The 26,539-nt window shown below is 39.4% G+C and carries 21 protein-coding genes and 2 other annotated features; of the genes, 15 read left to right on the top strand and 6 right to left on the bottom strand.

Annotated features, from left to right (window positions below):
* Positions 1–13: 13 nt before the first annotated feature.
* From BUE08_RS06120 to ilvE, 13 genes are all read left to right on the top strand, one after another.
* Positions 14–208, top strand: coding sequence for a hypothetical protein (locus tag BUE08_RS06120; protein WP_059031517.1), 195 nt, complete (start codon positions 14–16; stop codon positions 206–208).
* Positions 209–226: 18 nt separating this feature from the next.
* Positions 227–1,186 carry a 6-phosphofructokinase gene (gene pfkA, locus BUE08_RS06115; RefSeq protein WP_059031516.1) on the top strand — a complete coding sequence of 320 codons (960 nt, stop codon included), beginning with the start codon at positions 227–229 and terminating at the stop codon, positions 1,184–1,186.
* 12 nt (positions 1,187–1,198) lie between these two features.
* Positions 1,199–2,641 (top strand): pyruvate kinase, encoded by a 1,443-nt coding sequence (pyk, locus tag BUE08_RS06110; protein ID WP_286680585.1) that lies wholly within the window; start codon positions 1,199–1,201, stop codon positions 2,639–2,641.
* Between the two features lie 77 nt (positions 2,642–2,718).
* Positions 2,719–2,951 (top strand) — a binding site (T-box leader).
* 59 nt (positions 2,952–3,010) lie between these two features.
* Entirely contained in the window at positions 3,011–4,678 is a 1,668-nt protein-coding gene (gene ilvB, locus BUE08_RS06105) for a biosynthetic-type acetolactate synthase large subunit (RefSeq protein ID WP_213951623.1), read from the top strand.
* A 4-nt stretch (positions 4,679–4,682) separates the two neighbouring features.
* Complete coding sequence (ilvN, locus tag BUE08_RS06100; protein WP_286680584.1) at positions 4,683–5,186, top strand: acetolactate synthase small subunit; 504 nt, start codon at positions 4,683–4,685, stop codon at positions 5,184–5,186.
* A 2-nt stretch (positions 5,187–5,188) separates the two neighbouring features.
* On the top strand, positions 5,189–6,187 hold the full coding sequence (gene ilvC / locus BUE08_RS06095) for a ketol-acid reductoisomerase (protein ID WP_059031512.1): 999 nt from the start codon (positions 5,189–5,191) through the stop codon (positions 6,185–6,187).
* 111 nt (positions 6,188–6,298) lie between these two features.
* On the top strand, positions 6,299–7,825 hold the full coding sequence (locus BUE08_RS06090) for a 2-isopropylmalate synthase (protein ID WP_286680583.1): 1,527 nt from the start codon (positions 6,299–6,301) through the stop codon (positions 7,823–7,825).
* A gap of 15 nt (positions 7,826–7,840) precedes the next feature.
* Complete coding sequence (leuC, locus tag BUE08_RS06085; protein WP_273038957.1) at positions 7,841–9,115, top strand: 3-isopropylmalate dehydratase large subunit; 1,275 nt, start codon at positions 7,841–7,843, stop codon at positions 9,113–9,115.
* On the top strand, positions 9,105–9,596 hold the full coding sequence (leuD, locus tag BUE08_RS06080) for a 3-isopropylmalate dehydratase small subunit (protein WP_286680582.1): 492 nt from the start codon (positions 9,105–9,107) through the stop codon (positions 9,594–9,596). Before leuC ends, leuD begins: the two co-directional genes overlap by 11 nt.
* A complete protein-coding gene (gene leuB / locus BUE08_RS06075; protein ID WP_353682092.1) occupies positions 9,593–10,666 on the top strand; it encodes a 3-isopropylmalate dehydrogenase in 1,074 nt (357 codons plus the stop codon). Before leuD ends, leuB begins: the two co-directional genes overlap by 4 nt.
* Before the next feature lie 303 nt (positions 10,667–10,969).
* A complete protein-coding gene (locus tag BUE08_RS06070; protein ID WP_286680580.1) occupies positions 10,970–12,904 on the top strand; it encodes an oxidoreductase in 1,935 nt (644 codons plus the stop codon).
* A 161-nt stretch (positions 12,905–13,065) separates the two neighbouring features.
* Positions 13,066–13,329 (top strand) — a binding site (T-box leader).
* Between the two features lie 97 nt (positions 13,330–13,426).
* Complete coding sequence (ilvB, locus tag BUE08_RS06065) at positions 13,427–15,109, top strand: biosynthetic-type acetolactate synthase large subunit (protein ID WP_286680579.1); 1,683 nt, start codon at positions 13,427–13,429, stop codon at positions 15,107–15,109.
* 111 nt (positions 15,110–15,220) lie between these two features.
* A complete protein-coding gene (gene ilvE / locus BUE08_RS06060) occupies positions 15,221–16,099 on the top strand; it encodes a branched-chain-amino-acid transaminase (protein WP_286680578.1) in 879 nt (292 codons plus the stop codon).
* A gap of 152 nt (positions 16,100–16,251) precedes the next feature.
* On the opposite strand, the gene BUE08_RS06055 is transcribed toward ilvE, so the two are convergent.
* Genes BUE08_RS06055 through steA form a run of 5 tightly spaced genes read right to left on the bottom strand, consistent with a single transcriptional unit; the run spans position 16,252 to position 20,881 of the window.
* Complete coding sequence (locus BUE08_RS06055; protein ID WP_286680577.1) at positions 16,252–17,325, bottom strand: DUF3866 family protein; 1,074 nt, start codon at positions 17,323–17,325, stop codon at positions 16,252–16,254.
* A gap of 12 nt (positions 17,326–17,337) precedes the next feature.
* A complete protein-coding gene (locus BUE08_RS06050) occupies positions 17,338–18,165 on the bottom strand; it encodes an MraY family glycosyltransferase (RefSeq protein ID WP_286680576.1) in 828 nt (275 codons plus the stop codon).
* On the bottom strand, positions 18,165–18,857 hold the full coding sequence (locus BUE08_RS06045) for a glycosyltransferase family 2 protein (protein ID WP_213997345.1): 693 nt from the start codon (positions 18,855–18,857) through the stop codon (positions 18,165–18,167). Before BUE08_RS06045 ends, BUE08_RS06050 begins: the two co-directional genes overlap by 1 nt.
* Positions 18,854–19,744: a copper transporter gene (locus BUE08_RS06040; protein WP_286680575.1), complete on the bottom strand. Its 891-nt coding sequence runs from the start codon at positions 19,742–19,744 to the stop codon at positions 18,854–18,856. Before BUE08_RS06040 ends, BUE08_RS06045 begins: the two co-directional genes overlap by 4 nt.
* Positions 19,745–19,756: 12 nt before the next feature.
* Complete coding sequence (gene steA / locus BUE08_RS06035) at positions 19,757–20,881, bottom strand: putative cytokinetic ring protein SteA (protein WP_059031501.1); 1,125 nt, start codon at positions 20,879–20,881, stop codon at positions 19,757–19,759.
* 178 nt (positions 20,882–21,059) lie between these two features.
* Between steA and BUE08_RS06030 the strand changes: the two genes are divergently transcribed.
* Both BUE08_RS06030 and hisS read left to right on the top strand, forming a co-directional pair.
* On the top strand, positions 21,060–23,270 hold the full coding sequence (locus BUE08_RS06030; protein WP_286680574.1) for an alkaline phosphatase family protein: 2,211 nt from the start codon (positions 21,060–21,062) through the stop codon (positions 23,268–23,270).
* Positions 23,271–23,272: 2 nt separating this feature from the next.
* A complete protein-coding gene (hisS, locus tag BUE08_RS06025) occupies positions 23,273–24,610 on the top strand; it encodes a histidine--tRNA ligase (RefSeq protein ID WP_286680573.1) in 1,338 nt (445 codons plus the stop codon).
* 114 nt (positions 24,611–24,724) lie between these two features.
* Here the strand turns inward: hisS and BUE08_RS06020 are convergent, their stop codons facing one another.
* The gene (locus BUE08_RS06020; protein WP_286680572.1) at positions 24,725–26,440 is read right to left on the bottom strand and encodes an ABC transporter ATP-binding protein; all 1,716 of its coding nucleotides are present in this window, start codon (positions 26,438–26,440) and stop codon (positions 24,725–24,727) included.
* Positions 26,441–26,539: the final 99 nt, after the last annotated feature.

Below are 26,539 nucleotides of genomic sequence, written 5' to 3'. Positions count from 1 at the left end.
GGAGGCCGTAACTTTGTGGACTGTTGTATACATAGCCTCAGATGAAGATACCGCTTATAAAGTGGCAGAGGCTATAAAAAACGAAGGTTTCCTAGTGACAACAAGAGAGGTAATGAAAAGCAAGAAACACGGCTGCTATATCGAAATATTGGTTCCTGAATCAGAGGCTGAAGAAGTTCAAAATTTTATATTAGAAAAGAACTTATAATCGAGAGGAGAAATAATCATGAACAGAATTGGCATACTTACAAGTGGCGGCGATGCACCCGGAATGAATGCAGCTATAAGAGCAGTTGTCAGAAAGGCTCTTCATAACGGAATCGAAGTTTATGGGATACACCGGGGATTTTTAGGCCTTATAAATTCGGATTTTGTAAAGCTTGATCTCAGGTCTGTAGGCGATATAATACATCGGGGCGGCACAATGCTTCTTACGGCAAGATGTGAAGAATTTAAGACTAAAGAGGGTCAGGAAAAGGGACTTAAAAACCTGGAAGCCTTTGGTATAGAGGGACTTGTGGTGATCGGCGGCGATGGTTCTTTAAGAGGCGCTAATGCTCTATCAAAACTTGGAATGCCAACTATTGGGATACCCGCAACGATAGATAATGACATAGCATATACTGACAATTGCATAGGGTTTGATACCGCGGCAAATACAGTGGTAGATGCTCTAAACAAAGTCAGAGATACAGCCACTTCCCATGAACGCACTTTTGTCATAGAAGTTATGGGAAGAAGAGCCGGACATTTAGCCTTGTATACAGGCATCGCAAGCGGTGCTGAGACAATTTTGGTGCCGGAAATTCCCTTTGAACTGGATGCAATTTGCGAAAAAATAAAACAAGGGTATGTTAGAGGCAAACTCCACAGCATAATTATTGTAGCTGAAGGCGCGGGAAACAGCATAGAAATTGGCAAAACCATACAAGAAAAAACCGGTCTTGAAACAAGGGCGATTATTTTAGGCCACCTGCAAAGAGGCGGGAACCCATCAGCCTACGACAGAATACTTGCAAGCAGCATGGGAGGCAAGGCCGTGGATCTTATTACGCAGAATGTAAAAGACAAGATGGTCGGAGTTGTTAACGGGGAATTTGTTGCAACAGATATCGAAAAAGTGCTAAGCGTTTCAAAACCATTGAATATGCAGCTATATGAACTTGCAGATATTTTATCACTGTGAGGATGTGATTTTATGCTCAGGACGAAAATAATTTGCACTCTCGGGCCCTCAAGTCAGGATAAAGAGACGATAACCCGGCTTATTCAAGCAGGCATGAATATTGCCCGAGTAAACCTGTCTCACGGAGATTATGAAGAACATGCGAAAAAGATTGTTGCCCTAAGGGAAGCATGCAGCGAACTTAATGCAAATGTAGCACTGCTTCTTGACACCAAGGGGCCGGAGATTCGCCTGGGTAATTTCGAAGGCGGAAAGACTGTCCTTGAAACCGGACAGGATTTCATACTTACAACAGCACCTGTGATAGGTGATAGAGAAAAGGCCTTTATAAATTACGAGAAATTAGCTAAAACGGTTGTCCCCGGTGATAAAATACTGCTTTCAGATGGTTTGATAGAACTTTGTGTTAAGGAAATAATAGGAGAAAAAGTTGTGTGCAGGGTTGTAAACGGGGGCGTTCTAACTGATAGACAAGGTGTAAATATCCCGGGCAAATCCTTGGACTTACCTGCCCTATCTAAAAAAGACATTGAAGATATTATATTCGGAATAAATATGGGAATTGATTTTGTCGCAGCATCCTTTGTCAGAAAAGCTTCCGATGTGAAAGATATCCGAAAAGTTCTCAATTCCAACGGTGGAGAAGAAGTTCACATAATCGCAAAAATAGAAAATGGAGAAGGTGTCCAAAATATAGATGAAATAATAAATGCTGCTGATGGGATAATGGTGGCTCGGGGCGACTTAGGAGTCGAAATACCTGTACAAGAGATACCCCTTGTACAAAAGAAAATTATAGCTAAATGCAACGCAGCAGGAAAGCCTGTCGTCACCGCAACTCAGATGTTGGATTCCATGATTAGAAATCCTCGTCCTACCAGAGCTGAAGTGACTGATGTGGCAAATGCTATTTTTGATGGAACCGATGCGATTATGCTGTCCGGTGAAACGGCATCCGGAAAGTATCCTGTGGAGGCTGTCAGAATGATGGCAAGTATAGCACAGAAAGCCGATGATGCCCTTGTAGAAAGAGCAAAACACAGAACACAAAATCCAAGACCGATAATCGCAAAATCGGTCACGGATGCCATAAGCCATGCTACATGTTCCATAGCTGCAGAAATTAAGGCGGCAGCAATTATCACATCTACTAAATCAGGATACACAGCCAGGGCTGTTGCAAAGTACAGGCCGACTGCTCCGATAATCGCAGTCACTTTCAGAAAAAAAACCTTACAAACACTTCAAATTGTTTATGGTGTGATCCCGGTGCTGGTTCGCGAAACATCTTCAACTGATGAAATGTTTTCTGAAGCAGTAAGGGGTGCTTTAGATACCGGAATAGTAAAGAATGGAGACATGGTTGTTATAACTGCAGGGGTTCCTATAAATGTAACAGGCACTACCAATCTTATACGTGTCCATGAGGTAGAAAACGACATTATTGCAGAATAAGACACAAATCAAAAATAACTCTTGACATAATTAAAAATCGTGATAAAATACATAACAATACCAAGAAATTTATACTATCAATTGTAATGATGGAGAGGATAATGAGGAAAGCGGCAAAGAGAGCCGGGTAAGGTGTAATCCGGTCCGCCTATTCATTAGATGCTCGCTCCTGAACAGCTCGGGCGAAACAGCAGTAGTCCGATGCCGCAGTATTGCGTTAAAATGAAGTAGTTTTCTACTTCATAAGGCTCATACCGCAAGGTATAGCAAAACAGGGTGGTACCACGGGAAAAAACCCCTCGTCCCTGAGATGATATCTCAAGGCGAGGGGTTAATTTTATATACAGCTTAAGAAAGGTGGTGTGGTAGATGAAAATGACAGGAGCAGAGGCCCTTGTAAAATCGCTGGAAATTGAGGAGGTAGAATACATTTTCGGATATCCGGGAGGAGCTATACTGCCGGTATATGATGCTTTAAAAGATTCATCGATACGACACATTTTAACACGCTGCGAGCAAGGAGCTGCTCATGCGGCCAGCGGCTATGCAAGAGTCTCGCGAAAAGTAGGAGTATGTATGGCGACATCAGGTCCCGGGGCAACTAATCTTGTTACGGGGATTGCGACAGCTTATATGGACTCTATTCCGATAGTAGCTATTACCGGTCAGGTGGCAACATCTGTAATCGGTAAAGATGTTTTTCAAGAAGTTGACATAACCGGGGCAACTGCGCCGTTTACAAAACACAACTATCTTGTTAAAAATCCCAACGACATTCCAAAGATAGTAAAAGAGGCTTTTTATATTGCATCTACAGGCAGGCCCGGGCCGGTGCTGATAGATTTACCTAAAGATGTAGCTGAGGCTAAAATAAATTTCAAATATCCTGAAAAAGTCGTATTGCGCGGATATAAGCCAAATGTTGTGGGACATCCGAAACAAATACAAAAAGCTGCAGAATTAATCAACAAAGCACGCTGCCCTGTTATTTGCGCAGGCGGCGGTATAAACATGGCAGGAGCCGAAGATATACTTTTTGAGCTTGCAACAAAGGCTAATATTCCGGTTGTGACAACACTCATGGGCATAGGCTCTTTTCCATCCGATCATCCGCTTTATATGGGAATGCTTGGCATGCATGGCCTGGCATCGGCTAATAAGATTGTTACCGATTCAGATTTGCTAATTGCGGCAGGAGCAAGATTTGCCGACAGGAGTGTAGGCAAAATTGACGGTTTTGCTCCAAAGGCTAAAATAATACACATTGACATCGACCCTGCAGAAATAGGAAAAAACGTTAAACCGGATATTCCTATAGTGGGAGATGTAAAGCAGGTTTTAGGAGAAATAGCTAAAAATGTCCAGCCCAAAGCACCTTCAACATGGAATAAATATGCGGCAAATCTTAAAAAGGAAGCCGAATACAAGGGCCTTGAAGACAAAGATAAATTAGATCCAATTGAAATAATTCGCACACTTTCTGACAAAACTAAAGGAAAAGCCATAATCACAACTGAAGTTGGTATGCATCAGATGTGGACTGCTCAGCATTATGAATTTATAAAGCCCAGAACTTTTATTTCATCAGGCGGTCTCGGCACGATGGGCTATGGTTTACCTGCGGCTATGGGAGTTCAGATTGCAAACAGGGATGCCTTAGTTATTAATATATGCGGTGATGGAAGTATCCAAATGAACTTGAACGAGATGGCTACGATTGTAGAAAATGATCTTCCTGTAAAAATGATTTTATTTAATAATTCCGGATTAGGCCTTGTAAGACAGCTTCAAGAATTTTACTGTGATAAGCGCTATAATCAAGTATTTTTCAAATTTGTTCCTGATTTTACGAAAATTACAGAAGGCTATAACATAAAATCCATGAGAATTGAGAAGCAGGACGAAGTATCTGATGCTATAGATACTATGCTATCCCATGATGGCCCGTTTTTATTAGAGTGCATTATTGATATTCATAAAAATGTATACCCAATGGTGCTGACCGGTTCTCCTATCAATGAAATGATTGGAGGGTAATAACATGAAAACAACACTTTCAGTGCTTGTAGAAAACCAACCCGGTGTATTATTCAGGATAGCAGGTCTTTTTAGCAGGCGAGGCTTTAACATTGACAGTCTTGCGGTAGGGACCACAGAAAATCCTGATATTTCCAGAATGACCATAGTCATTGACGGAGATGAAAATGTAGTTGAGCAAGTAAAAAAACAGCTAAACAAGCTAATTGATGTTATTAAGGTAAGTAAAATTGTTCCAGAGGATTCTGTGACACGGGAATTAGTGCTTATAAAAGTTGATGCAGATTCGCATATGAGGTCAGAGATAATTCAGATTGCAGAAATCTTTAGAGCGAGCATAGTTGATGTCAGCCAAAAGTCTCTTACGATAGAGCTTACCGGTGACAAGGACAAAGTATCTGCATTCGAAGAGCTTTTAAGGCCCTTTGGCATAAAAGAACTTGTTAGAACCGGCGTTATTGCCGTAAATAGAGGTTCTAATACCATAAAAATTGAGGAGGAAACTTAATAATGGCAAAAATGTATTATGACAGCGATGCTGATTTACAATTATTAGAAGGGAAAACCGTAGCAGTTATAGGTTATGGGAGTCAAGGCCATGGACATGCATTAAACTTGAAGGAAAGTGGAGTTAATGTGGTTGTGGGACTGTATGAAGGAAGCAAATCCTGGAAAATCGCCGAAGAGGCAGGCCTTACAGTAAAGACAGTAAGCGAAGCAGCCAAAGCGGCTGATATTATAATGATGCTAATTCCAGACCACATTCAGGGTAAGGTTTATGAAGAAGAAATTAAACCTTATCTAAAACCCGGAAATGCCCTTGCATTTGCTCATGGTTTTGCAATTGTATATAGTCAGGTAATACCACCGGAATATGTTGACGTATTTATGGTGGCACCTAAAGGTCCCGGGCATCTTGTAAGAAGAACATATCAGGAAGGAGCTGGCGTTCCCTGCCTCGTAGCAGTTGAGCAAGACTATACAGGCAGAGCAAAAGATATTGCTTTAGCATATGCAAGAGGTATAGGCGGCACACGTGCCGGCGTTATAGAGACCACTTTTGCAGAAGAAACCCAGACTGACTTATTCGGCGAGCAGTGCGTGCTTTGCGGCGGCGTTTCAGAGCTTATAAAAGCCGGTTTTGAAACCCTTGTGGAAGCAGGATACCAGCCTGAGATAGCATATTTTGAGTGTTTACATGAGATGAAACTTATAGTGGACTTAATATATGAAGGCGGTTTAAGCTGGATGAGATATTCCGTAAGCGATACCGCAAAATATGGAGATTTTATGGTGGGCAAGCGCATCATAAACGAAGATACCCGCAAGGAAATGAAAAAGGTACTAGATGAGATAGTGACAGGGCAATTTACCAAGAACTGGATATTGGAAAATCAAAGTGGAAGACCTGTCTATAGAGCAATTCAGGCAAAGGAAGCAGAGCACCAAATAGAAAAAGTAGGGGCAGAGCTAAGAAGCATGATGCCCTGGCTTAAGAAAAAGAAATAAACATATTAAAGACAATCGTAAAATGCGAGGCGGCTTTACGCCGCCTTCCTAAAAATACCAGCCTTAAGAACAATAAAATAAATCAGAATTATCAAAAAAGGTGGAATGTGTATGACTAGGAAAGTTGAAATTTTTGATACAACCTTAAGAGATGGCGAACAAACACCAGGCATTTCCTTAAATGCAAAAGAGAAACTTGAAATAGCAAAACAGCTTGAAAAACTGTCGGTGGATGTGATAGAAGCAGGCTTTCCTATAGCTTCTAACGGAGATTTTAGTGCGGTTAAAGCGATTGCTGAAGAAGTAAGGGGTCCGATTATTGCAGGTCTTGCAAGAGCTACATCTAAGGATATAGATAGAGCTGCAGAGGCCTTAAAACCTGCGGAAAGACCCAGAATCCATACATTCATAGCTTCATCACCTATTCATATGAAATATAAATTAAAGATGACTGAAGACGAGGTTTTGGAAGCTGCAGTGGCTGCAGTAAAAAGAGCCAAATCTTATGTTGAGGATGTGGAATTTTCAGCAGAGGACGCATCCAGGTCTGACATAGAATTTCTATGCAGATTGTATTCGGAAGCAATTAAAGCAGGCGCTACGGTCATTAATATCCCGGATACGGTAGGCTATGCGACACCCAGAGAGTTTGCTAATTTAGTAACTACATTAATGGAAAGGGTTCCAGAAATAGATAAAGCAAAAGTCAGCGTCCACTGCCATGACGATCTTGGAATGGCGGTAGCAAATTCGTTAGAGGCTGTGCTGTGTGGAGTAACTCAAATCGAATGCGCCGTGAACGGATTAGGAGAGAGAGCGGGAAATGCTGCATTAGAAGAAATCGTAATGGCACTTAATACCCGGAAAGATTTTTATAAGGTGGAGCATAGTATTAATACGCGGCAAATTTATCGTACCAGCAAACTTGTAAGCACAATTACAGGAATAGCCATACAACCGAATAAAGCAGTCGTAGGTGCAAACGCTTTTGCTCATGAAGCGGGAATTCACCAGCATGGGGTTTTGGCCGAAAAGTCTACCTATGAAATAATGACTCCTGAGTCCATAGGCCTTGCAACAAATACTTTAGTTCTCGGTAAACATTCGGGAAGACATGCTTTTGCCGAAAGACTTAAAGAACTAGGGTATGAACTGCCGCAAGATGAGCTTGATAAGGCATTTGAAAGATTCAAAGAACTAGCCGATAAAAAGAAAGAAGTCACAGATCTGGATATTGAAGCAATTGTAGAAGATCAAGCGGTTAAGCTTCCGCAAAGCATAGAAGTCGAATGCTTCCAAGTGTCGACGGGGAACAAGGCAATGGCTACTGCTAGCGTTAGAGTTAACATAAATGGCGAGATTGTGGAAGAAGCAGCTACAGGCAGTGGCCCTATTGATGCATTATACAGAGCTCTTGAACGTGCTTGTAATATTGATTGCAAGCTAGTTGATTACTCCATAAAATCAGTTACCGGCGGAAAAGATGCGTTAGGTGAAGTTACCGTAAAAGTGGATAAAGATGGCAAGATATTCTTGGGCAGGGGTCTGAGCACTGATATTATTGAAGCCAGTGTTATGGCATATGCCAATGCAATGAATAAAACACTTTGGAATAATGGCAATGGTAAATCGTCTTAGGGAGGTGGCTTTTTAATGGGAATGACCATTACTGAAAAAATCCTTGCAAATCACGCAGGAAAGAATTTTGTAGAGCCCGGCGAGCTTATTATGGCAGATGTAGATCTTGCCTTAGCAAATGATATTACCGGACCTGTTGCAATAGAAGAATTTAAAAAAGCAGGAGGGGAAAAAGTTTTTAATCAAGAAAAGGTTGCCCTTATACCTGATCATTTTGCCCCTAATAAAGATATAAAATCAGCAGAACTATGCAAGTCTTTGAGAGAGTTTGCAAAAGAACAAAATATACTCCATTATTACGAAGTAGGCCGCATGGGAATTGAACATGCGCTTTTGCCGGAGCAGGGGATTGTGCTGCCGGGAGATCTTGTAATCGGGGCAGATTCTCACACATGCACATATGGCGCCCTTGGAGCATTTTCTACAGGAGTGGGATCTACTGACTTGGCGTTTGCTATGATGACAGGCCAATGTTGGTTTAAAGTTCCCGAGACAATAAAATTTGTCTATTACGGCAAATTGAATAAATGGATTACAGGCAAAGACTTGATTTTGCACACAATAGGAGATATCGGTGTTGACGGAGCCCTTTATAAAGCCATGGAGTTTACAGGAGATGCCATCAGCTCCCTTAGTATGGACGGAAGACTGACCATGGCAAATATGGCCATTGAAGCAGGGGCTAAAAACGGCATAATAAACCCGGATGATATAACGCTGGAATATATTAGAAGTCGAGCTAAAAGACCTTACAATATATTCAAAAGCGATGAAAATGCTAAATATGCAGATATAATCGAGTATAACGTAGAAAATATGCAGCCAAAAGTTGCCCTGCCTCACCTTCCTGAAAATGTGGTAGATGTTGATGAGGCTTCTAATATCCAAATAGATCAAGTTGTAATAGGTTCGTGCACCAATGGCAGGTTAGAAGATATGAGGCTTGCCGCAAGCGTCATAAAAGGCCATAAGGTTCACCCTTATGTGCGCATGATAGTAATTCCTGCAACGCAGCAAGTTTATCAGGAAATGATGCGTGAAGGGATAACCGAGATTTTCATCGAAGCCGGTGCGGCCGTAAGCACACCTACATGCGGACCCTGCCTTGGCGGCCACATGGGGGTTCTTGCAAAAGGAGAAAAAGCTGTTTCCACTACAAACAGGAACTTTGTTGGAAGAATGGGTCACCCCGAAAGCGAAGTTTACCTTGCAAGTCCTTTGGTAGCAGCGGCATCTGCAATAAAAGGAAGGATTGCCCATCCGAAGGAGGTTGTTGGCGATGATTTTTAAAGGCAAAGCATGGGTCTTTGGTGACAATATAGATACTGATGTAATAATACCCGCACGTTATCTAAATACAACTGACCCCAAAGAATTAGCAGCACATTGCATGGAAGATATAATCCCTGACTTTACTCAAAAAATTAAACCCGACGATATTATCGTAGCAGGAAATAATTTTGGCTGCGGTAGTTCAAGAGAGCATGCGCCTCTTGCGATAAAATCGGCAGGTATAAGCTGTGTTGTGGCATCGTCTTTTGCCCGCATATTTTATAGAAACTCTATAAATATCGGTCTTCCGATATTAGAGTGTCCGGGGTGCAGTGAGAAAATAAAGACAGGTGATGAATTAGAAATAGATACAGACAGTGGAACTATAAAGAATATAACATCCGGCGAAATCTTTTATGCAAGACCCTTCCCTGAATTTATTAAGGGGATAATAAGCGCAGGCGGTCTTATGAATTATGCAAAAGAGGTGAAGAAATAGTGTATAAAGTAGCCCTTTTGCCGGGAGACGGCATAGGTCCCGAAATAATTGCCGAAGCGGTAAAGATTTTAAAAGCGGTAGGGGGAAAATATAATATAGACTTTCAGTTTGAAGAAGGAATTGTAGGAGGAGCCGCAGTAGATGCATATGGCACGCCCTTGCCGGATAAAGTCATAGAACTTTGCAAAAGCTCTGATGGGATTTTATTTGGTGCAGTAGGAGGACCGAAGTGGGATGCGCTGCCGAAAGAAAAGCGGCCGGAGCAGGCAATTTTAGGACTTAGAAAAAGTCTTGACCTTTATGCAAATTTGCGCTCAGTAAATTTATTTAAAGCATTAGCCGATGCTTCACCGATTAAAAGGGAAATTATTGGCGATGAACTTGACATAATGATAGTTCGAGAACTTACAGGGGGACTTTATTTTGGCAAACCTCGAGGCATTGAAAAGACAGCAGACGGTGTAAGAGGATTTGACACTATGGAGTATACCGACAAAGAAATTAAACGAGTAGCCCGCATAGCCTTTGAAGCGGCGCAACGGAGGAAAAAACACCTAACTTCAGTAGATAAAGCTAATGTTTTAGAGACTTCAAGACTATGGAGAAGTATTGTTACGGAAATGGCAAAAGATTATCCGGATGTCACTCTTTCCCACATGTATGTCGATAATTGCTCGATGCAGCTTATATTAAACCCCCGTCAATTTGATGTTATTTTAACGGAAAACACCTTTGGAGATATACTAAGCGATGAAGCTTCAGTGCTTACGGGCTCTATTGGAATGCTGCCTTCTGCAAGCCTTGGAGACAGCAAACCGTATCTTTACGAGCCTATACACGGCTCAGCCCCGGATATTGCAGGTTTTGGAAAGGCGAACCCAGTTGCATGCATTCTATCAGCAGCTATGATGCTGGAATATTCCTTTGATAAAAAAGAGGCTGCTGCTTCAGTGCAAAATGCAGTCGAAAAAACACTCAATGAAGGATACAGGACATTTGACATACAAGCAGGCGCAAAAAAAGTAGTGTCAACTTCGGAAATGGGAGACATAATTAAAGGCTATATTTAATTCCATTCTAAAAGTGATACCTTTTTAAAATCTTGACAACGCCAATCATGATCTTGCGATTGGTGTTGTTTTTATATGTTTTATAAAACTAAAATAAATAAACCGGTGGGAAGTATAGCGACCCAAATACTTCGCACAGTTTTTTGCACAATACCGGCATTTTTACCAAAATGACTATCTGCAAAAATGCAATTAAAAAAATTCGCAAAAGCAAATAAATAATTGCAGGATTTTTAAGATAAAAGTAGAAATTATATAATATGAAAGTTTATTAATTTTTTAAATTATGAGAGGAGTTTTGACATGAAATTTCCGGTATTAATGTCACCAATTAAAATAGGGTCTATGGAGCTGAAAAATCGCTTTGTTATTCCTCCTATGGGTACAAAGTTTGGAAATTTAGACAGTACTGTATCACAGCAACTTATTGATTATTGGAAACTAAGAGCCCAAGGGGGTTATGCCCTTTTAATTTTAGAAGTGGCAGCAATTGATCCTTTGGGTAAGGCGATACCAGGACAATTGGGATTATGGGATGATAAATTCATTCCCGGACTTAAGCAGTTGGTAGACGAGGTACATAAACACGGCGATGTCAAAATGGCAGTTCAGCTTCACCATGCAGGCAGACAAACAATGAGCGCGGTTATTGGCGCTCAACCGGTAGCACCGTCTCCTATTCCTTGTCCCGTTGACAAAGAAATGCCTAGAGAACTCACGACCGAGGAAGTATATGACCTTATAGAAAAATTTGGGGATGCTGCAAAAAGAGCCAAAGAAATAGGATTTGACGCAGTTGAAGTTCATGGTGCTCATGGATATTTAGTTGCTCAATTTATGTCTGCTTATTCAAATAAGAGAAGCGATGAATTTGGTGGGGATTTTAATAGTAGAATGAAATTCCCTGTAGAAATCATAAAAAATATTAGAAGGAAAGTTGGAAATGGCTTACCAATATTATTTAGAATCAGCGGCGATGAGGATATGCCTGAGGCAAGAACGATAACAGAGTCCAGGATGGCAGCACGAGTCCTGGAAAGCGTCGGCGTAAATGCTATCCATGTGTCGCGATGCGTTTACGGCAGTGTTCCGGGTGCTATTGCGCCAGCTGCAGTTCCTGCCGGATTTAATGTATATGCCGCAGAGGAAATTAAAAAATCTGTAAGCATTCCTGTTATAGCAGTGGGCAGAATAAATGATCCCTTATTAGCTGAAGATATATTGGAAAGTGGGAAAGCCGATTTAGTTGCCTTAGGAAGAGAATCCTTGACTGACCCTGAGCTTCCCAATAAAGTTGCAGCGGGACAGCTCGAGGAAATAGCTCCATGCATAAGCTGTATGCAAGCTTGCGTCGGCTACTTATTTGATCCTACCAAACCTTATATTTCATGCTTGGTTAACCCCTTTACCGGTAGGGAAGGTGAATTGAAAGTAGAAAAAACAGATAATCCTAAAAAAGTAATAGTAATAGGCGGCGGCCCCGGAGGGCTTGAAGCTGCATGGATAGCTGCAAAAAGAGGTCATAAAGTTACACTATATGAGAAGGAAAAGAAACTTGGCGGACAATACAGAATAGGAGCCATACCTCCTACAAAACAAGAAATTATAAAGGCTCTAAAATATTACGAGACTATGGGTAAAAAATACGGGGTAGAATATAAAATGGAGACAGAGGCTACAGAAGAAACAATTGCATCTGAAAATGCCGATGTAGTAATTCTTGCTACAGGTGGTGTACCGCTAGTACCAGATATAAAAGGAATAGAGAACCCTAAATTTGTAAAGGCTATTGACTTACTTGATGGGAAGAAAGAAGTCGGACAAAACGTTTTAGTAGTAGGCGGTGGCATGGTAGGTTCTGAAACAGCAGATTATCTGGGCGAACATTTCCACAATGTAACGATAATAGAAATGCTTCCTGAAATTGCAATGGATGAGCAAGATGACGTGAAATACTACTTATTAGAAAGATTAAAAAAGTGGGGAGTTAAGGCAATTACGAATGCGACTGTTAAAGAATTCCTTGATGATGGAGTAGTATATGAGAAAGACGGAAAAGATGAAAAAATTACCGGCTTTGATTCTATAGTTCTTGCAATGGGAGCCAAAGCTTATAATCCCTTGGAAGAAAAAATCAAGGGAAAAGTCCCTGAAATATATGTTATAGGAGATGCTGTTAAAGCTAGAAAAGCCCTAGAGGCAATAGAAGAAGCAGCAAGGATAGCAGTAAAAATATAATAAAGGAACTAAAAATAGGCAGTTCATCGATAAAATCTTTGAACTGCCTTGTTACTTTTTAAAATAGGGGCATACGAGTAGAAATTTTTATAAAACTTTTATAAAACCATAGTTGAATTTTCTAAACTCAGGTGTTATAATATAAAACAATATATTGGTTTTTAAAAGCTGTGAAGAGAAGAGTAGCGATTATTTCAAGCTAAAGAGAGTCGGATAAGGTGAAAGCCGATGCTTGAAGCAGTCAGCGAAAATCGTCTCGGAGCTGCCAGAGTGAACTTATAGTAATTCTGGCCGGGTTCCTTATAAGGAAATTGGCTCCCGTTAGAAAGGCCGGGTATCGGGCAAGGCGCCCCGTACCTACTGAGATTTATACCGCAAGGTATAAATGAACTAGGGTGGTAACGCGAAGATCTTTCGCCCCTTTTATAAGGTTAGGCGGAAGGTCTTTTTATTTTACCTCCATACTGAAGTTATCTTTAAACGATGTAAAAATTTATTATTAAATAGAAGAAGGGGATAATTATGACTGGTGCTGAACTCTTACTAAAAACATTAAGCGAATTAGGTGTTAATACTATCTTTGGTTTCCCAGGCGGTTCAGCGCTGCCGATTTACGATGCTCTGTACAGCTGCAAGGAAATCAGACACATAAGGACTGTGCATGAACAAGGAGCAGCCCATGCAGCAGACGGCTACGCCAGAGCAACTGGTAAGGTAGGGGTAGTCTTGAGCACTTCCGGCCCCGGAGCTACAAATTTAGTGACAGGAATTGCAAACGCATATATGGATTCAGTGCCCCTTCTTGCCTTTACCGGTCAGGTCGCACTGGATCTTTTGGGCAGAGATTCCTTTCAAGAAGTTGATATTACAGGGATCACTTTGCCTATTACGAAACACAGTTTTTTAATAAGAAACAAAAATGAAATCGTAAAAAAGGTCAAAGAAGCATATACGATTGCAACTAGCGGCAGACCTGGTCCAGTGCTCATAGATTTGCCAAAAGATGTGATGGCAGGCGAAGTAAACTACAACGAGGTAGAAAAGGAAGTAAACGGTTTTGTAAGGACATACCTTACCAAACTTGAACCTTCCAGCGGTTTTAATAAATTAGTAGAAAAAGCAGCTGAAATGATTGAAAGAGCTAAAAAACCGGTCATTTATGCAGGCGGTGGAATTGTGACATCTGACGCCGCCGAGGAACTTCTAAAGCTTGCCGAAAAAATCAATGCACCGGTTACAACAACCTTAATGGGTCTTTCGTCCTTTCCGGCTGATCATCCCCTTGCCCTTGGCATGCTTGGCATGCATGGCACGGCCTATGCAAACATGGCTGTAACTGAATGTGATCTTTTGATAGCTTTAGGTGCCAGGTTTGATGACAGGGTTACAGGGGATGTTAAAAAATTTGCTCCTAATGCAAAAATTATACATGTTGATATTGATAGAGCAGAAATAGGCAAAAATGTTGACGTGGATTTAGGAATAAAAGCAGATGTGAAACAATTTTTAATTAATTTGCTTGATATCTTGCCGTCTGTAAAAAACGAGGATTGGGTAAACGAAGTAGCCCGCATGAAAAATCTCTATCCTCTCAAATATTCCGAAGATGGACTTAAGCCTCAGTATGTAATAGAAGAAATTTACAGACAGAGTAAAGGTGAAGCAATTATTGTAACAGAAGTAGGCCAGCATCAAATGTGGGCTGCCCAGTATTACAAATTTAAAGAGCCGAGAACCTTCATATCTTCCGGCGGATTAGGGACCATGGGCTTCGGCCTTCCGGCAGCTCTTGGAGCAAAAGTTGGAAGGAAAGATAAAATAGTTTTCAATATCGCAGGGGATGGCAGTTTTGAAATGAATTGCCATGAACTTATAACCGCGTCCAGGCACAAAATCCCGGTTATTACGGTGATATTTAACAACCGGACCTTAGGCATGGTAAGACAATGGCAGGAACTGTTTTTTGACAAAAGATATTCCCAGGTATCTCTTGAAGGCGCAGACGTAAATTACGCAAAACTTGCAGAAGCATGTGGAGTGCAGGGATTTGAAGTCGATGATAAGAATGAGCTTCCAAAAATTATCCACAACGCAATCCAGCTTAATGCACCTGTGGTTATAGATGTTAAAATAGACGCAGAAGAAAATGTTATGCCGATGGTACCTGCAGGAAAACCTATCAGCGAAATGTTAGGGATTGATTAATTAATGCAAATAGATGTATATTAATATATGTAAGTGCAAAGACTATTTGTGTTATACTTTTATCAGGAAACAAGCACTAATTTATAAAACTTTGAGGGAGGAAATTTCTAGATGAGTATTCAAATTTACGTAGATGGCAAGTACTATCCAAAGGAAGAAGCCAAAATTTCCGTTTTTGACCACGGTTTTTTATATGGCGATGGCGTTTTTGAAGGTATTAGAGCCTATAACGGCAGAGTGTTCAAATTAAAAGAGCATATTGACAGGTTATATAACGGCGCTCGCGGCATAATGATTAACGTTCCCCTTACCAAAGAAGAAATGACTGAAGTTGTTCTGGAAACATTGAGAAGAAACCAGCTGCAGGATGCATATATAAGACTGGTAATATCTAGAGGAGCAGGAGACCTGGGTCTTGACCCGAAAAAGTGCAACAAGCCTACCGTTGTATGTATTGCCGATAAAATAGTGCTATATCCTGAAGAACTTTACGAAAAGGGTATGGAAATTATTACAGCAGCAACTAGGAGAAACAGGCCAGAAGGTGTAAATCCTCAAATGAAGTCGCTAAACTACTTAAATAACATAATGGCAAAGCTAGAGGCAAACTTAGCAGGGGCACCTGAAGCTTTATTATTAAACAACGAAGATTATGTGGCAGAATGTACCGGCGATAATATCTTTATTGTGAAAAACGGTGTTCTCATAACTCCGCCGCCCTATGTAGGCATTTTAGTCGGAATAACCAGAAATGCAATAATAGAAGCCGCAGAAAGACTTGGAATAAAAGTAGAAGAAAAGGTATTTACCAGATACGAGGTCTTTACAGCAGATGAATGTTTCCTTTCCGGAACAGCAGCTGAAGCAGTTCCTGTAGTTAAAGTTGACGGACGTCCTATTGCAGACGGCAAACCCGGTCCGATAACAAAGCAAATAATAAAAGAGTTTAAGGAATTAATTAAAACAGAAGGAACGGAAATCTACAAATAATTTTTTAACCCTCTATTGACCAAGAAACTCCCGCTTCAACGAATGAATGAGTAAGTGGCGAGTGGTTCACGGGTATAAAAAGAGGCATCTTAGAATTATTTCTTTAAATAATTCTAAGATGCCTCTTTTTTGCTCACAATAATAGATTTTTATCAAATACTTGATGCATAATATCCCGCCGCGGCAGCTGTTATAAAAAATTCTGCATCCTTATCAATTCCTCTCCCCATGGTAGACAGTTTAAAATCAAAAGATAAAAGGTCTTGTGTGAGCTTTTCTAATTCATCAACATAGATAATTTTATGTTTTTGATTTAAGGTATTTTCATCTATTTGTTTTTGTATGCAATCGAACTTATTTCCTGAAAACTTAGGAACAACAATATTTGCGCCGCTCATTGCGACTTTATTAAGCACCGTAATACTGTGATGGCTTATCCCATAATGCCGCTTTCTTTTGTCGGCAAAACTTATTCTTGGAATAAAAATTGGCAGACCTCCCAGATTATTTACCGCATCTATGATAGGTCCTTGCTCAATACCCGAAAAACCGTATTCGGTTCCTGTGCCAGTTATGCCGGGGCCCATTGCGACAACAGCTACATCAGAATGCAAGATTTCAAAAGCCGATATTAAAGCAGTATAAATATTTACAGCTTCAATATCTCCCCCAAAAGCCTGACCGTATGTAACAGTTCCATCAATTAGATTATTCTCTTTTAAATATTTGACGGTTTTACTAAAGCTTAAGGGCAATGCTCCGCCGTCTGTCATAATATATGAGACCTTTAACTTCGGTCTATTTCGCTTTACACCGAAAACCGCCGGTGCAACCATACTGTGCAGCTCACCGATAATTACGGGTTTTCTGCCGAGGCCGGAGAAATTATTAAAAATGCTATGATAAGGGCTATCTTCTTCCTCGGCACTTAAAACTGCAAATTGAAGCGGGGTATACCTAAGCTTCATTATATGGCCCGGACTATTTCTAGCTACAAAACCTTCCCCGCAATTTACAGATACCACAAAATGATACCCACCGCTGCCTAATTTTAAATCCTGTGCTGTTGTATTTAAAAGCACACTATCTCCAACGGCTACCTGACCTGTCAAGAAATCATAGTTTATTGCTTTAAAGTTTTCTCTGCCAATTTCAACTTCTATCTCAGTTACGCCTTTTCTTGCCGATAAAATGCTTTTCACTGTTCCCTTTGCATAAGAAATCATTGAATTTCTCCTTTATCTGCCAAGTTCGTCTAAAAAACTTAAAAAACGGTTTTTATTAATCAAGTCTGTCAGCGAATATTTTTCTGTATAGATATGCACTGCTATAAGAAGTATCAGAATCAAAATCTTCGTATAAACTTCAAAAGCAGAGGCAGCAAGAACCCCCATTGACATTCCGATAACATTTGAACCTGCATCGCCCATCATGCACTTGGCACTTAAATCATAAGGGAAATAACCTAAAATAATTCCCACCAAAGGAAGATATGGCAGAGCATAAGATAATTTTTGCCCAAATGCAAGCCCTAGAAGAAAAACTATAAATAAAATAAGGAAAAATTTTATAGAACGGCCCGGCCTTAAATCCAGTAAGTTAAATAGATTTGTAAAAAGTGCTATGACAAGAGTGTTTAAAATAACTTCAAAAATAGCATCCGGTGCAATAACCGCACTTATAACGAAGGCAGCAAGCAAACCCGAAATAGCCTTTAATCCTCCGGTTGTAAGTTTACCCTGCAGCAGCTTGCCAAAGTGCCCTTTAAAACCTAAAACATTTCTTGCGCCCAGCATATCATCTATAAAGCCAATAAAACTTGCTGAAAAAACAGCAAGTAAAATCAAAAATATATCCATCGGAAATTTGCCGAAAATTAATCCAAACAGAGCAGACCAAGCAAGATAAAAAATAGGGAAAATAATGCCGATTCCCTGAGGTATTAAAACCCTTTTATAGTTTTTTACAAGTACTTTCCCTTCTTCAAAAATGCTAATAAACTGTGGAGTCGCAAGATAAGTTGCCGCTAAAAAAAGCAAAAAAGTAATAACATAAAATGTAGACATTATCGACCCCCCTTTTTTCGAACAAGAACTTTTAAAATATCTAAAAACTGCTTGCCTCTATGAACAAAACCACTAAAATCTCTGCCTGTTACATCATGGCTCATATCCACGTCTACTTCCTGCACTCTATAACCTTTCCTGAGTATATCTACCAACATGCCGACTTCTATGCCAAAGCCTTCAGGTATCCCCTGGATATCATTTAAGACTTGCCTCTTGAAGGCTCGCTGACCTGAAAGTGCTGTTGTAATTTCTCTACCTGTAAGGGATTTAACCCCGTAAAAAGCCAATGCTTTTACAAGGCCAAACCCTTTTTTACCGGCCACCGGCTTAAATTTGGCAATGGTTACATCGGCACTATCCTCTAGAATAGGAAGCAGCAATTTGGATACCTCTTGCGAAGTTTCCTGTAAATCTGCGTCTAAAAAGACTATGATATCACCCTCTGCATACTTGAGTCCCTCCCGAAGGGCCCCGCCTTTTCCGGTGTTTGAGGCAAGCTTTATAACTTTTGCCCCATTCTCTGCCGCAATCGCTGCGGTTCGGTCAGAGGATCCGTCATCAATTACCAATACCTGCAATTCTATTTGGCGTTCCTTGCAAAATTTATCTTTAAATTCCGCTAAACCATCAAGAGTTTTTGCAATGTTTTTTTCTTCATTAAAAGCCGGGATTAGTATGCTTACTTTCACTGGGTCTTTTCCTCCTCGCTCAAGAAAGGCATAAGTGAATTAGCACTGTTTTTGACTCCGTAATGGCCCTCTTTTCCAGTCATAACAAGTATCAACGAAGTTTGTCCGATTATAGTATCTACATTGTCGACGGTAGAGATATTTTGCTTTTTATACATTTCAATATAGGAAATTTTTGCATCCGTAGTTTCTACGCCGATAACCGGTAGGGAATATTTTTTAAGTTCTCTTATCAAAGGGATATCAATGGCTTCATATCTGTTATCGCCTTCGTCTCGGCTGCTTCCTCCGGCAATAACCACATAGTTTGCAGGAGTTTCCAAATTACCGCTAACATATAATATACCTTTTTCTATTAGAAAAGCTAAGTTCTCCTTATTTGCTTTGCCATAAGCTGCATCTGAAACATTTTTGACAATGGCAGGAATGATGTTTTCCTTGCTTGTAAGCTTGAAATATGCCATAAATTCGCTTTCGTCTTCTTCGGTCATATTAAAAAGTTTATCATTATCAAAACTTATAGATACAACATCGGCACCTGCTGTTTTAAGAGCTTGACGCATCTCGGTATAGACGTAGTCTCCGGATGTTTCAACAACTACAACGTGCATTCCTGCAAGTTTACCCTTTATATAGTCGGGAAAAATATTTTTTATATAAGTCTCGCTTAATTGGTTTGCATCAGAGAGCTTCTGGATCTGGTTTTTAAGTTCCTCGTTGGTTTGATTGAGTTCACTAAACTTTTCTTCCATTTTTTGAAGCGTAATTTCCTGCTGCTCAACTATAATTTCTTCAGAATCCATTTGAACTCCTACAAGTATACCAATACCCAGTGCTAAAAAAATCGATATTACAGTAATGACTAAATATTTTATGTTAATCAGCATATTTTTGCTCCTTTAAGGTAAAAGCATTTTTAATCTAAGTTCCAAGAGTTTTAATGCATGCTTAATAGGCGGAGAAATATTAAAAATTACAAGAATCGGCACCAAAGCGGCAGCAAAAATTCCCAGCATGTAGGAAGGACGCAATCTTTGGTTGTAAAGCTTGCTAACACCTTTTGCGTCTACTAAGATTGACCCGACCTTCAGTCTGACTAAAAAAGTGCTCCCCATGCCCTTGCGGCCCTTTTCTAAAAAATCTATCATACTTGAATGAGTGCCTACAGCTACTATTAAATCTGCGCCTTTTTCATACGCTAAAAGCATTGCTATGTCTTCACTGGTGCCGGGAGATGTGAAAATTTTTGCATCAAGGCCTAATTTCTTTATTCTTTCAAGCCCCGGTGATCTGCCGTCTGGATATGCATGAACTACAATATCTTTTTCTTTGCAAATTCTTAAAGTGTTATCTGATACGCTGTCCATATCACCGATAATAATGTCAGGGGTATAGCCGTACTCCAAAAGCGCATCAGCTCCGCCGTCAACTCCTATAAGCACGGGTCTGACTTCATCAATGTAAGTTTTAATTGCGGCAAGATCTTCTTTATAGTTGTTGCCCCTTACAACGATTAAAACATGCCGTCCGTTAATTGGAGTATTTATATCGGGTATTGAGACACCGCCCATTATTAAGTATTTTTCTTTTTTTGCATAGTCCAAAGTATTGTTTATAAACTCATCAAGGGAATTTTCAATGTTTCGTTTTGCATCTTCCATTTTTGATTTAATAATCTCGGGAGTCAAAAATACCCCTTCGCCTATAAGTTTGTTTTCGCAATAAATTTTGCCGTCATCCTCGATTGTAATGACAGAGCCCTCTTCAAGCGACATTATATCTTCGCCTACATCATCTAAAATAGGAATATTGGCATTTGCCAGTATCTCAGGACCGGGATTAGGATAACGGCCCGTTATTGATTTTTGCGCATTAATAACAGCCTTAACCTTGCAATTTACTAGACCCAGCGCTCCTACTTCGTCTAAATCTTCATGATGGATTATGGCAATATCTCCCGGCTTTAAGCGCTTAATTAGGTTTTTGGTTCTATAATCAATCTTTGCAGTGCCGGTAATAGGCATATAAACTTCACACCTTCGAAAATTAATATACGGTTTAGAAAAATCTATCCTCCTATAATTTAGCACAATGAAAGAGCCATCTCAACTATTTGAAAATTTCAATTTTGTTGCAAGGTTGGCTTCCTATTGATATAATAGCGATGTATAATATGAAAACACGATTATTTTTGGAGGATATATGAAAAAAGGCATCGTAATTTTTATGATACTTATAATGTTTGTAATGATTATACCACATTATGGATATGCAAAACCAATTTCAGAGAAAAAGGTCATAATGGTTATTCTTGATGACACAAATTATGAAGAAATGGTTACATATGGCGGGAAAAATATTGAGTATTTACTTAAAAACGGTGCACTTGGCCTTATGAATGCAAACTCCGCCAGCTCTTTTACATCTGCTAACTCATACGCGACTATCGGAGCAGGGGCATATGCTACAAGTGCAAACTATGCAGCTTATGCAGGAGGTTATTATGATCTATTTCATAATGAACCCATAAATGTGGTTTATAAGCGAAATACAGGCAATGATATGAATTTGGAAAACATCGCAAATGTGGGAATTACAGAACTTAATTTACAGAATAAAAAATTAAACCGCATTGCAAAACCTGCGCTTTTGGGAACACTGCTTCACGAAAATGGTTATAAGACAGCAATAATAGGGAATGAAGACACAGACTTTGATGATATAAAAATAAATGCATCACTTATAACTACAGATGAAAATGGGATAACAGATTTTGGAGTTGTAAATCAGACTTTGCTTGCGCATGATCCTATGAGTCCTTACGGGATACGAAGTGACTATGATAAATTGTATACGGCTTTTTGCGATATAAAGGATAAGGCTGATTTTATCGTAATTCAACCCGGGGATATGTCAAGACTAAACAAATATATGGATATTGCCGAGGATAGATATAATGAAATAAAGTCTGAAATTTTCAGTCAGACAGATAAACTTATTGGAAAACTGTTTTCCAAAATTGATGATAATACCCTATTCTTGCTGGTTGTCCCCTTCCCCTCGACAGAAGATTCATCAGCTGGTAAAAGGCTTACTCCGATTATAGCTTTAAATAAAAATATCCCTTCCGGAACCTTAACGTCGGCCACTACAAAAAGAGATGGAATTGTAACTAACACAGATATTGCAGCATGTATTCTTGACTATTTTGGTATTCCAAAGGATGCTTCTATGACAGGACATAAATTGACTGCAAAAAACATAGAAAATCCATTAGGATATCTAGAAGAGCTTAATAGAATTGCAATTTTTAACTATAAAATACGTTCATCGGTTGTAAAGACATACATCGGATTCATTATAGGAGTCCTTATACTATTTCTAATATCTATAAAGTATTTTGAAAAATATTTAACCTATGTGAAATTCCTGTTAATAGGAGTTCTAATAACCCCGACAATGCTGCTGCTTTTACCTCTGGCAAGCCCCTGGAGCGTACCTAAGTTTGTTTTATGCCTTATAGGCAGCGTACTTTTAGTAAGCTTACTAGTTTTTTATTTCTTAAAAGACAACTTAAAGATTTTTATAGCAACTTGCCTTCCACCGGTGCTTATAATACTTATAGATACATTTTTAGAAAATCCTCTAATGAGGGTTTCGATTTTAGGATATGATCCTATAGTAGGAGCAAGATTTTATGGAATCGGCAATGAATATATGGGGTTTTTGATAGGCGCAGCCATAATCGGCATCGCTGCTATTATGGACCGGGCAGGGGGCAAGCAGAAAATTGTAAAGATATTAAGCATGGTTTTTTACTTAGTAATCCTGCTTACACTTATGGCACCTTCATTAGGGACAAATGTAGGAGGCTCGATGGCAGCGTTTATCGGTTTTGGTGTATCAGTTATCTTAAATACAAGGGGAAAACTTACAAAAAAAGACTTTTTAGTACTTATTTGCCTTTTAGTAGTATCTATTTTAGCCTTATTTATATATGATGGCATGCGGCCGTCTTCTAATGCCCAATCTCATATCGGACAGACCACTGAGCTTATAAAGCACAATAGCTTTTTTGCCTTGTTTCAGATATTCGCAAGAAAGCTATCGATGAACTACAAACTCATAAGGTATTCATCCTGGGTCTGGGTGCTTTTTGGCACTGTGGCTACTTTATGCATACTTTTTGCAAGGCCTGTGGGCATCTTGAAAGAAATATTTAGAAAACATGTTTATCTTTATTTTGGATTTATAGCAGGCATTATAGCTACGCTTGCTGCCCTTGCCTTTAATGATTCAGGAGTTGTGGCAGCTGCTACTATGATGATACCGCTTACGATACCTTTAATTATGATGTGTATTGACGAAATAGAGAACAACAAACAAATGACCAAAAATGGAACGGAGGTATGATTTTGAGCAAAGATATTGTAAAGCCTGCAACATTACCGGGCTTTTTAGAACTTTTACCGCAAGATCAAATACTTTTTAACGAGATTAAAGATGTGATAAGAAAAACATATGAAAATTACGGTTTTGTGCCGATTGAAACCCCTCTTATCGAAAAGTCCGAAATACTTCTTGCAAAGGGCGGAGGAGAAACTGAGAAGCAGATATATCGGTTTACCAAAGGTGATACAGATATGGCATTAAGATTTGACCTTACAGTACCCCTTGCAAGATATGTGGCACAGCATTTTTCAGAACTAACTTTTCCGTTTAGAAGATACCATATCGGTAAGGTTTACAGAGGAGAAAAGAGCCAGAGGGGAAGATTTAGAGAATTTTATCAATGCGATGTAGATATTATAGGCAATGGAAGATTAAGCGTAATTTATGATGCGGAGATTGTAAGCATAATATACTCCACGTTTAAAAATCTGGGCTTTGGTAATTTTACAATACGGATAAACAATAGAAAAATCTTAAACGGCTTTTTTGGCTCGTTAAATATAGAAGATACAACTGAAGTTTTAAGGGCAGTTGATAAACTGGAAAAAATAGGAGAAAAGGGTGTTATCAGCGAACTTTCGAAACTAGGACTTTCGAATGATACATCGCATGAGATATTAAAATTTGTCAAAATAAAAGGAACAAATGAGGAAAAACTTGCATCGCTTAAAGCACTTAATCTTACATCTGCAATGTTTAAAGAAGGTATAGAAGAACTGGAAAAGGTCACAGAATATGCTGAAGCATTTGGTGTTCCGGCTGCAAATTACTCCATTGACTTGACTATTGCAAGGGGGCTGGACTATTACACAGGCACGGTATATGAAACCTTTCTTGATGATTATCCGGAAATTGGCAGTGTCTGTTCAGGAGGCAGATATGAGAATCTGGCAGAATATTATACAACTCAAAAGCTGCCGGGAGTAGGAGTTTCAATAGGACTTACTCGCCTTTTTTACCAACTAAAAGAAGCGGGCCTTCTTAAAGAAGATTCTCCAATAACTTTTACAAAGGTTTTAGTGATACCCATGGAAGAAAAATTCAACCTGAATGCTATAAAAGTTGCAAATACCCTCAGAGCAAATGGCATTGTCTCCGAAATACACTTTGAAGATGTAAAAATAAGCAAAAAACTAAGTTATGCCAACAACCTTAAAATCCCTTACGTGATATTCATAGGCGAAGAAGAAACAGAAAACAATAAGGTCTCCCTAAAAGACATGAAGTCAGGTGTTCAAAAACTTCTAGAGCTGGAAGAAGCAGTTAAAATCATACAAGAACAACTTGCTCAGAATTCCTGAAATCCTTGAATCAAATACGCCCACATCATTTATGATAATAATATAACTGACAAAATTATACTATTAGAAATAATAAACTAAGCCTGCGCAATTATTAGCGCAGGCACCTTTAATTTAACTTCCGAATTGAGCATTGTAAAGCCTATAGTATAGTCCTTGCTTGCTGATGAGTTCCTGATGGCTTCCTTCCTCGACTATTCCATCTTTAGTCAAAACAAATATACGCCCTGCGTGCCTTATAGTGGCCAGTCTATGTGCTATTATTAATGTGGTCCGGTTTTTTGAAAGTGCAAATAATGACTCTTGAATAATTTGTTCAGTTTCATTATCCAAAGCAGATGTAGCTTCATCTAAGATTAAAATAGGCGGGTCTTTCAAAAATATCCTTGCAATAGCCAGTCGCTGTTTTTGACCGCCGGAAAGCTTAACCCCCCGTTCGCCTATATAGGTATCGTATCCGTTTTCAAGTTCCATTATAAAGTCATGGGCATTGGCTTTTTTAGCAGCATTTATTATTTCTTCATCTGATGCATCCGGCTTTCCATAAGCTATGTTATCCCGAACGGTGCCGGTAAACAAAAATACATTTTGTTGAACTATACCTATATTTTGTCTTAATGATTTTTGAGTAACATTTCGGATATCTATTCCATCGATGTAGATTGCCCCTTCTTCAATTTCGTAAAACCTGGGAATAAGGCTTGCTAGCGTTGTTTTTCCGGCGCCGGAAGGCCCAACAAAAGCCACAGTTTCTCCGGCGTTTATTTTAAAGCTTATATTTGAAAAAACCTCTGTCTTATTATCATAGCTAAATGCCACATTATCAAAAACTATATTTCCCCTAACCTTGTCCAGCGGTATTGCACCGGGTTTATCGACTATCTCCGGTTCAATTTCCATAATCTCCCTAAATCTTCTAAAACCTGCCATACCGCTTTGATATATCTCAAGCAGAGACATTATGCGCCGCAGAGGCTGCAAAAACATAGATACATAAAGGAGAAAACCCACCAGCTCGCCTGTTGTCATCATATTGCTGTAGCAAAGCCATCCACCGGCGATTAGCACCACAAGGTTTATAAAATTCGAGAGAAAATCCATTCCCGAAAAGAACTCGGCCATTGTTTTATATGCTTTCTGTTTTGCTTGCCTAAAACCTTCATTTCCAAATTGAAATTTTATTTTTTCATAGTCTTCGTTTGTAAATGCCTTTACTTCTCTGATGCCCGATATGCTGTCTTCTAGTTGAGCATTTATGTCAGCGATTTTCAGCCGCGTATTCCTAAAAGCCTGCTCCATTTGCTGGTTTTTGCTTATAGAAAACCAAGCCATAAAAGGCATTATGGCAAAAATCAATAGTGTTAGCTGCCAATTTGTATTTAAAAGAATAAAAAAGGTGCCAATCAATGTAACTGATGCGATAAACAAGTCTTCGGGACCATGATGCGCCAGTTCCGATATCTCGTTTAGGTCATTGACGATCCTGGACATTATATGTCCGGTTTTATTATTGTCAAAATAAGTAAAGGAGAGTTTTTGTATGTGGTTAAAAAGGTCTTGGCGCATATCATATTCAATTTTGGTTCCAAGGGTATGACCATAATAATGGACGATGTATCCTAATATATACCTTATAATATAAAGGAAAAATAGGAATATTCCGATTCTAATTACCAATTGAATATTTCTCTGAGGCAGCAGATCATCTATAACAATATTAACAACCTTCGGAAAAACTAAATCCAGAAGAGATGCAAGAAAAGCGCTGCCGAAGTCCAATAAAAATAGCGGCACATGGGCCCTGTAATATTTTGTAAATTCCCGTATCATTTTTTCACCCTCAAGAATAATTCCAGCTAAAACCATTATAAGAAAATAAAAGGATAAAATCAATGGAAGTATATCTTATGGAATTTTTGTTTATTTGCC

Source organism: Tepidanaerobacter sp. EBM-49, assembly GCF_001896645.1.
Taxonomy (GTDB): domain Bacteria; phylum Bacillota; class Thermosediminibacteria; order Thermosediminibacterales; family Tepidanaerobacteraceae; genus Tepidanaerobacter; species Tepidanaerobacter syntrophicus.
This window is presented reverse-complemented; position numbering and strand designations above follow the sequence as displayed.

Coding starts and splice junctions, on each gene's coding strand:
- leuD (WP_286680582.1), top strand. CDS start 9,105: ATGATTTTTAAAGGCAAAGCATGGGTCTTTGGTGACAATATAGATACT.
- pfkA (WP_059031516.1), top strand. CDS start 227: ATGAACAGAATTGGCATACTTACAAGTGGCGGCGATGCACCCGGAATG.
- ilvB (WP_286680579.1), top strand. CDS start 13,427: ATGACTGGTGCTGAACTCTTACTAAAAACATTAAGCGAATTAGGTGTT.
- leuC (WP_273038957.1), top strand. CDS start 7,841: ATGGGAATGACCATTACTGAAAAAATCCTTGCAAATCACGCAGGAAAG.
- BUE08_RS06020 (WP_286680572.1), bottom strand. CDS start 26,440: ATGATACGGGAATTTACAAAATATTACAGGGCCCATGTGCCGCTATTT.
- BUE08_RS06090 (WP_286680583.1), top strand. CDS start 6,299: ATGACTAGGAAAGTTGAAATTTTTGATACAACCTTAAGAGATGGCGAA.
- ilvC (WP_059031512.1), top strand. CDS start 5,189: ATGGCAAAAATGTATTATGACAGCGATGCTGATTTACAATTATTAGAA.
- BUE08_RS06070 (WP_286680580.1), top strand. CDS start 10,970: ATGAAATTTCCGGTATTAATGTCACCAATTAAAATAGGGTCTATGGAG.
- BUE08_RS06040 (WP_286680575.1), bottom strand. CDS start 19,744: ATGCTGATTAACATAAAATATTTAGTCATTACTGTAATATCGATTTTT.
- BUE08_RS06055 (WP_286680577.1), bottom strand. CDS start 17,325: ATGATTTCTTATGCAAAGGGAACAGTGAAAAGCATTTTATCGGCAAGA.
- ilvE (WP_286680578.1), top strand. CDS start 15,221: ATGAGTATTCAAATTTACGTAGATGGCAAGTACTATCCAAAGGAAGAA.
- ilvN (WP_286680584.1), top strand. CDS start 4,683: ATGAAAACAACACTTTCAGTGCTTGTAGAAAACCAACCCGGTGTATTA.
- pyk (WP_286680585.1), top strand. CDS start 1,199: ATGCTCAGGACGAAAATAATTTGCACTCTCGGGCCCTCAAGTCAGGAT.
- BUE08_RS06030 (WP_286680574.1), top strand. CDS start 21,060: ATGAAAAAAGGCATCGTAATTTTTATGATACTTATAATGTTTGTAATG.
- ilvB (WP_213951623.1), top strand. CDS start 3,011: ATGAAAATGACAGGAGCAGAGGCCCTTGTAAAATCGCTGGAAATTGAG.
- steA (WP_059031501.1), bottom strand. CDS start 20,881: ATGCCTATTACCGGCACTGCAAAGATTGATTATAGAACCAAAAACCTA.
- BUE08_RS06050 (WP_286680576.1), bottom strand. CDS start 18,165: ATGTCTACATTTTATGTTATTACTTTTTTGCTTTTTTTAGCGGCAACT.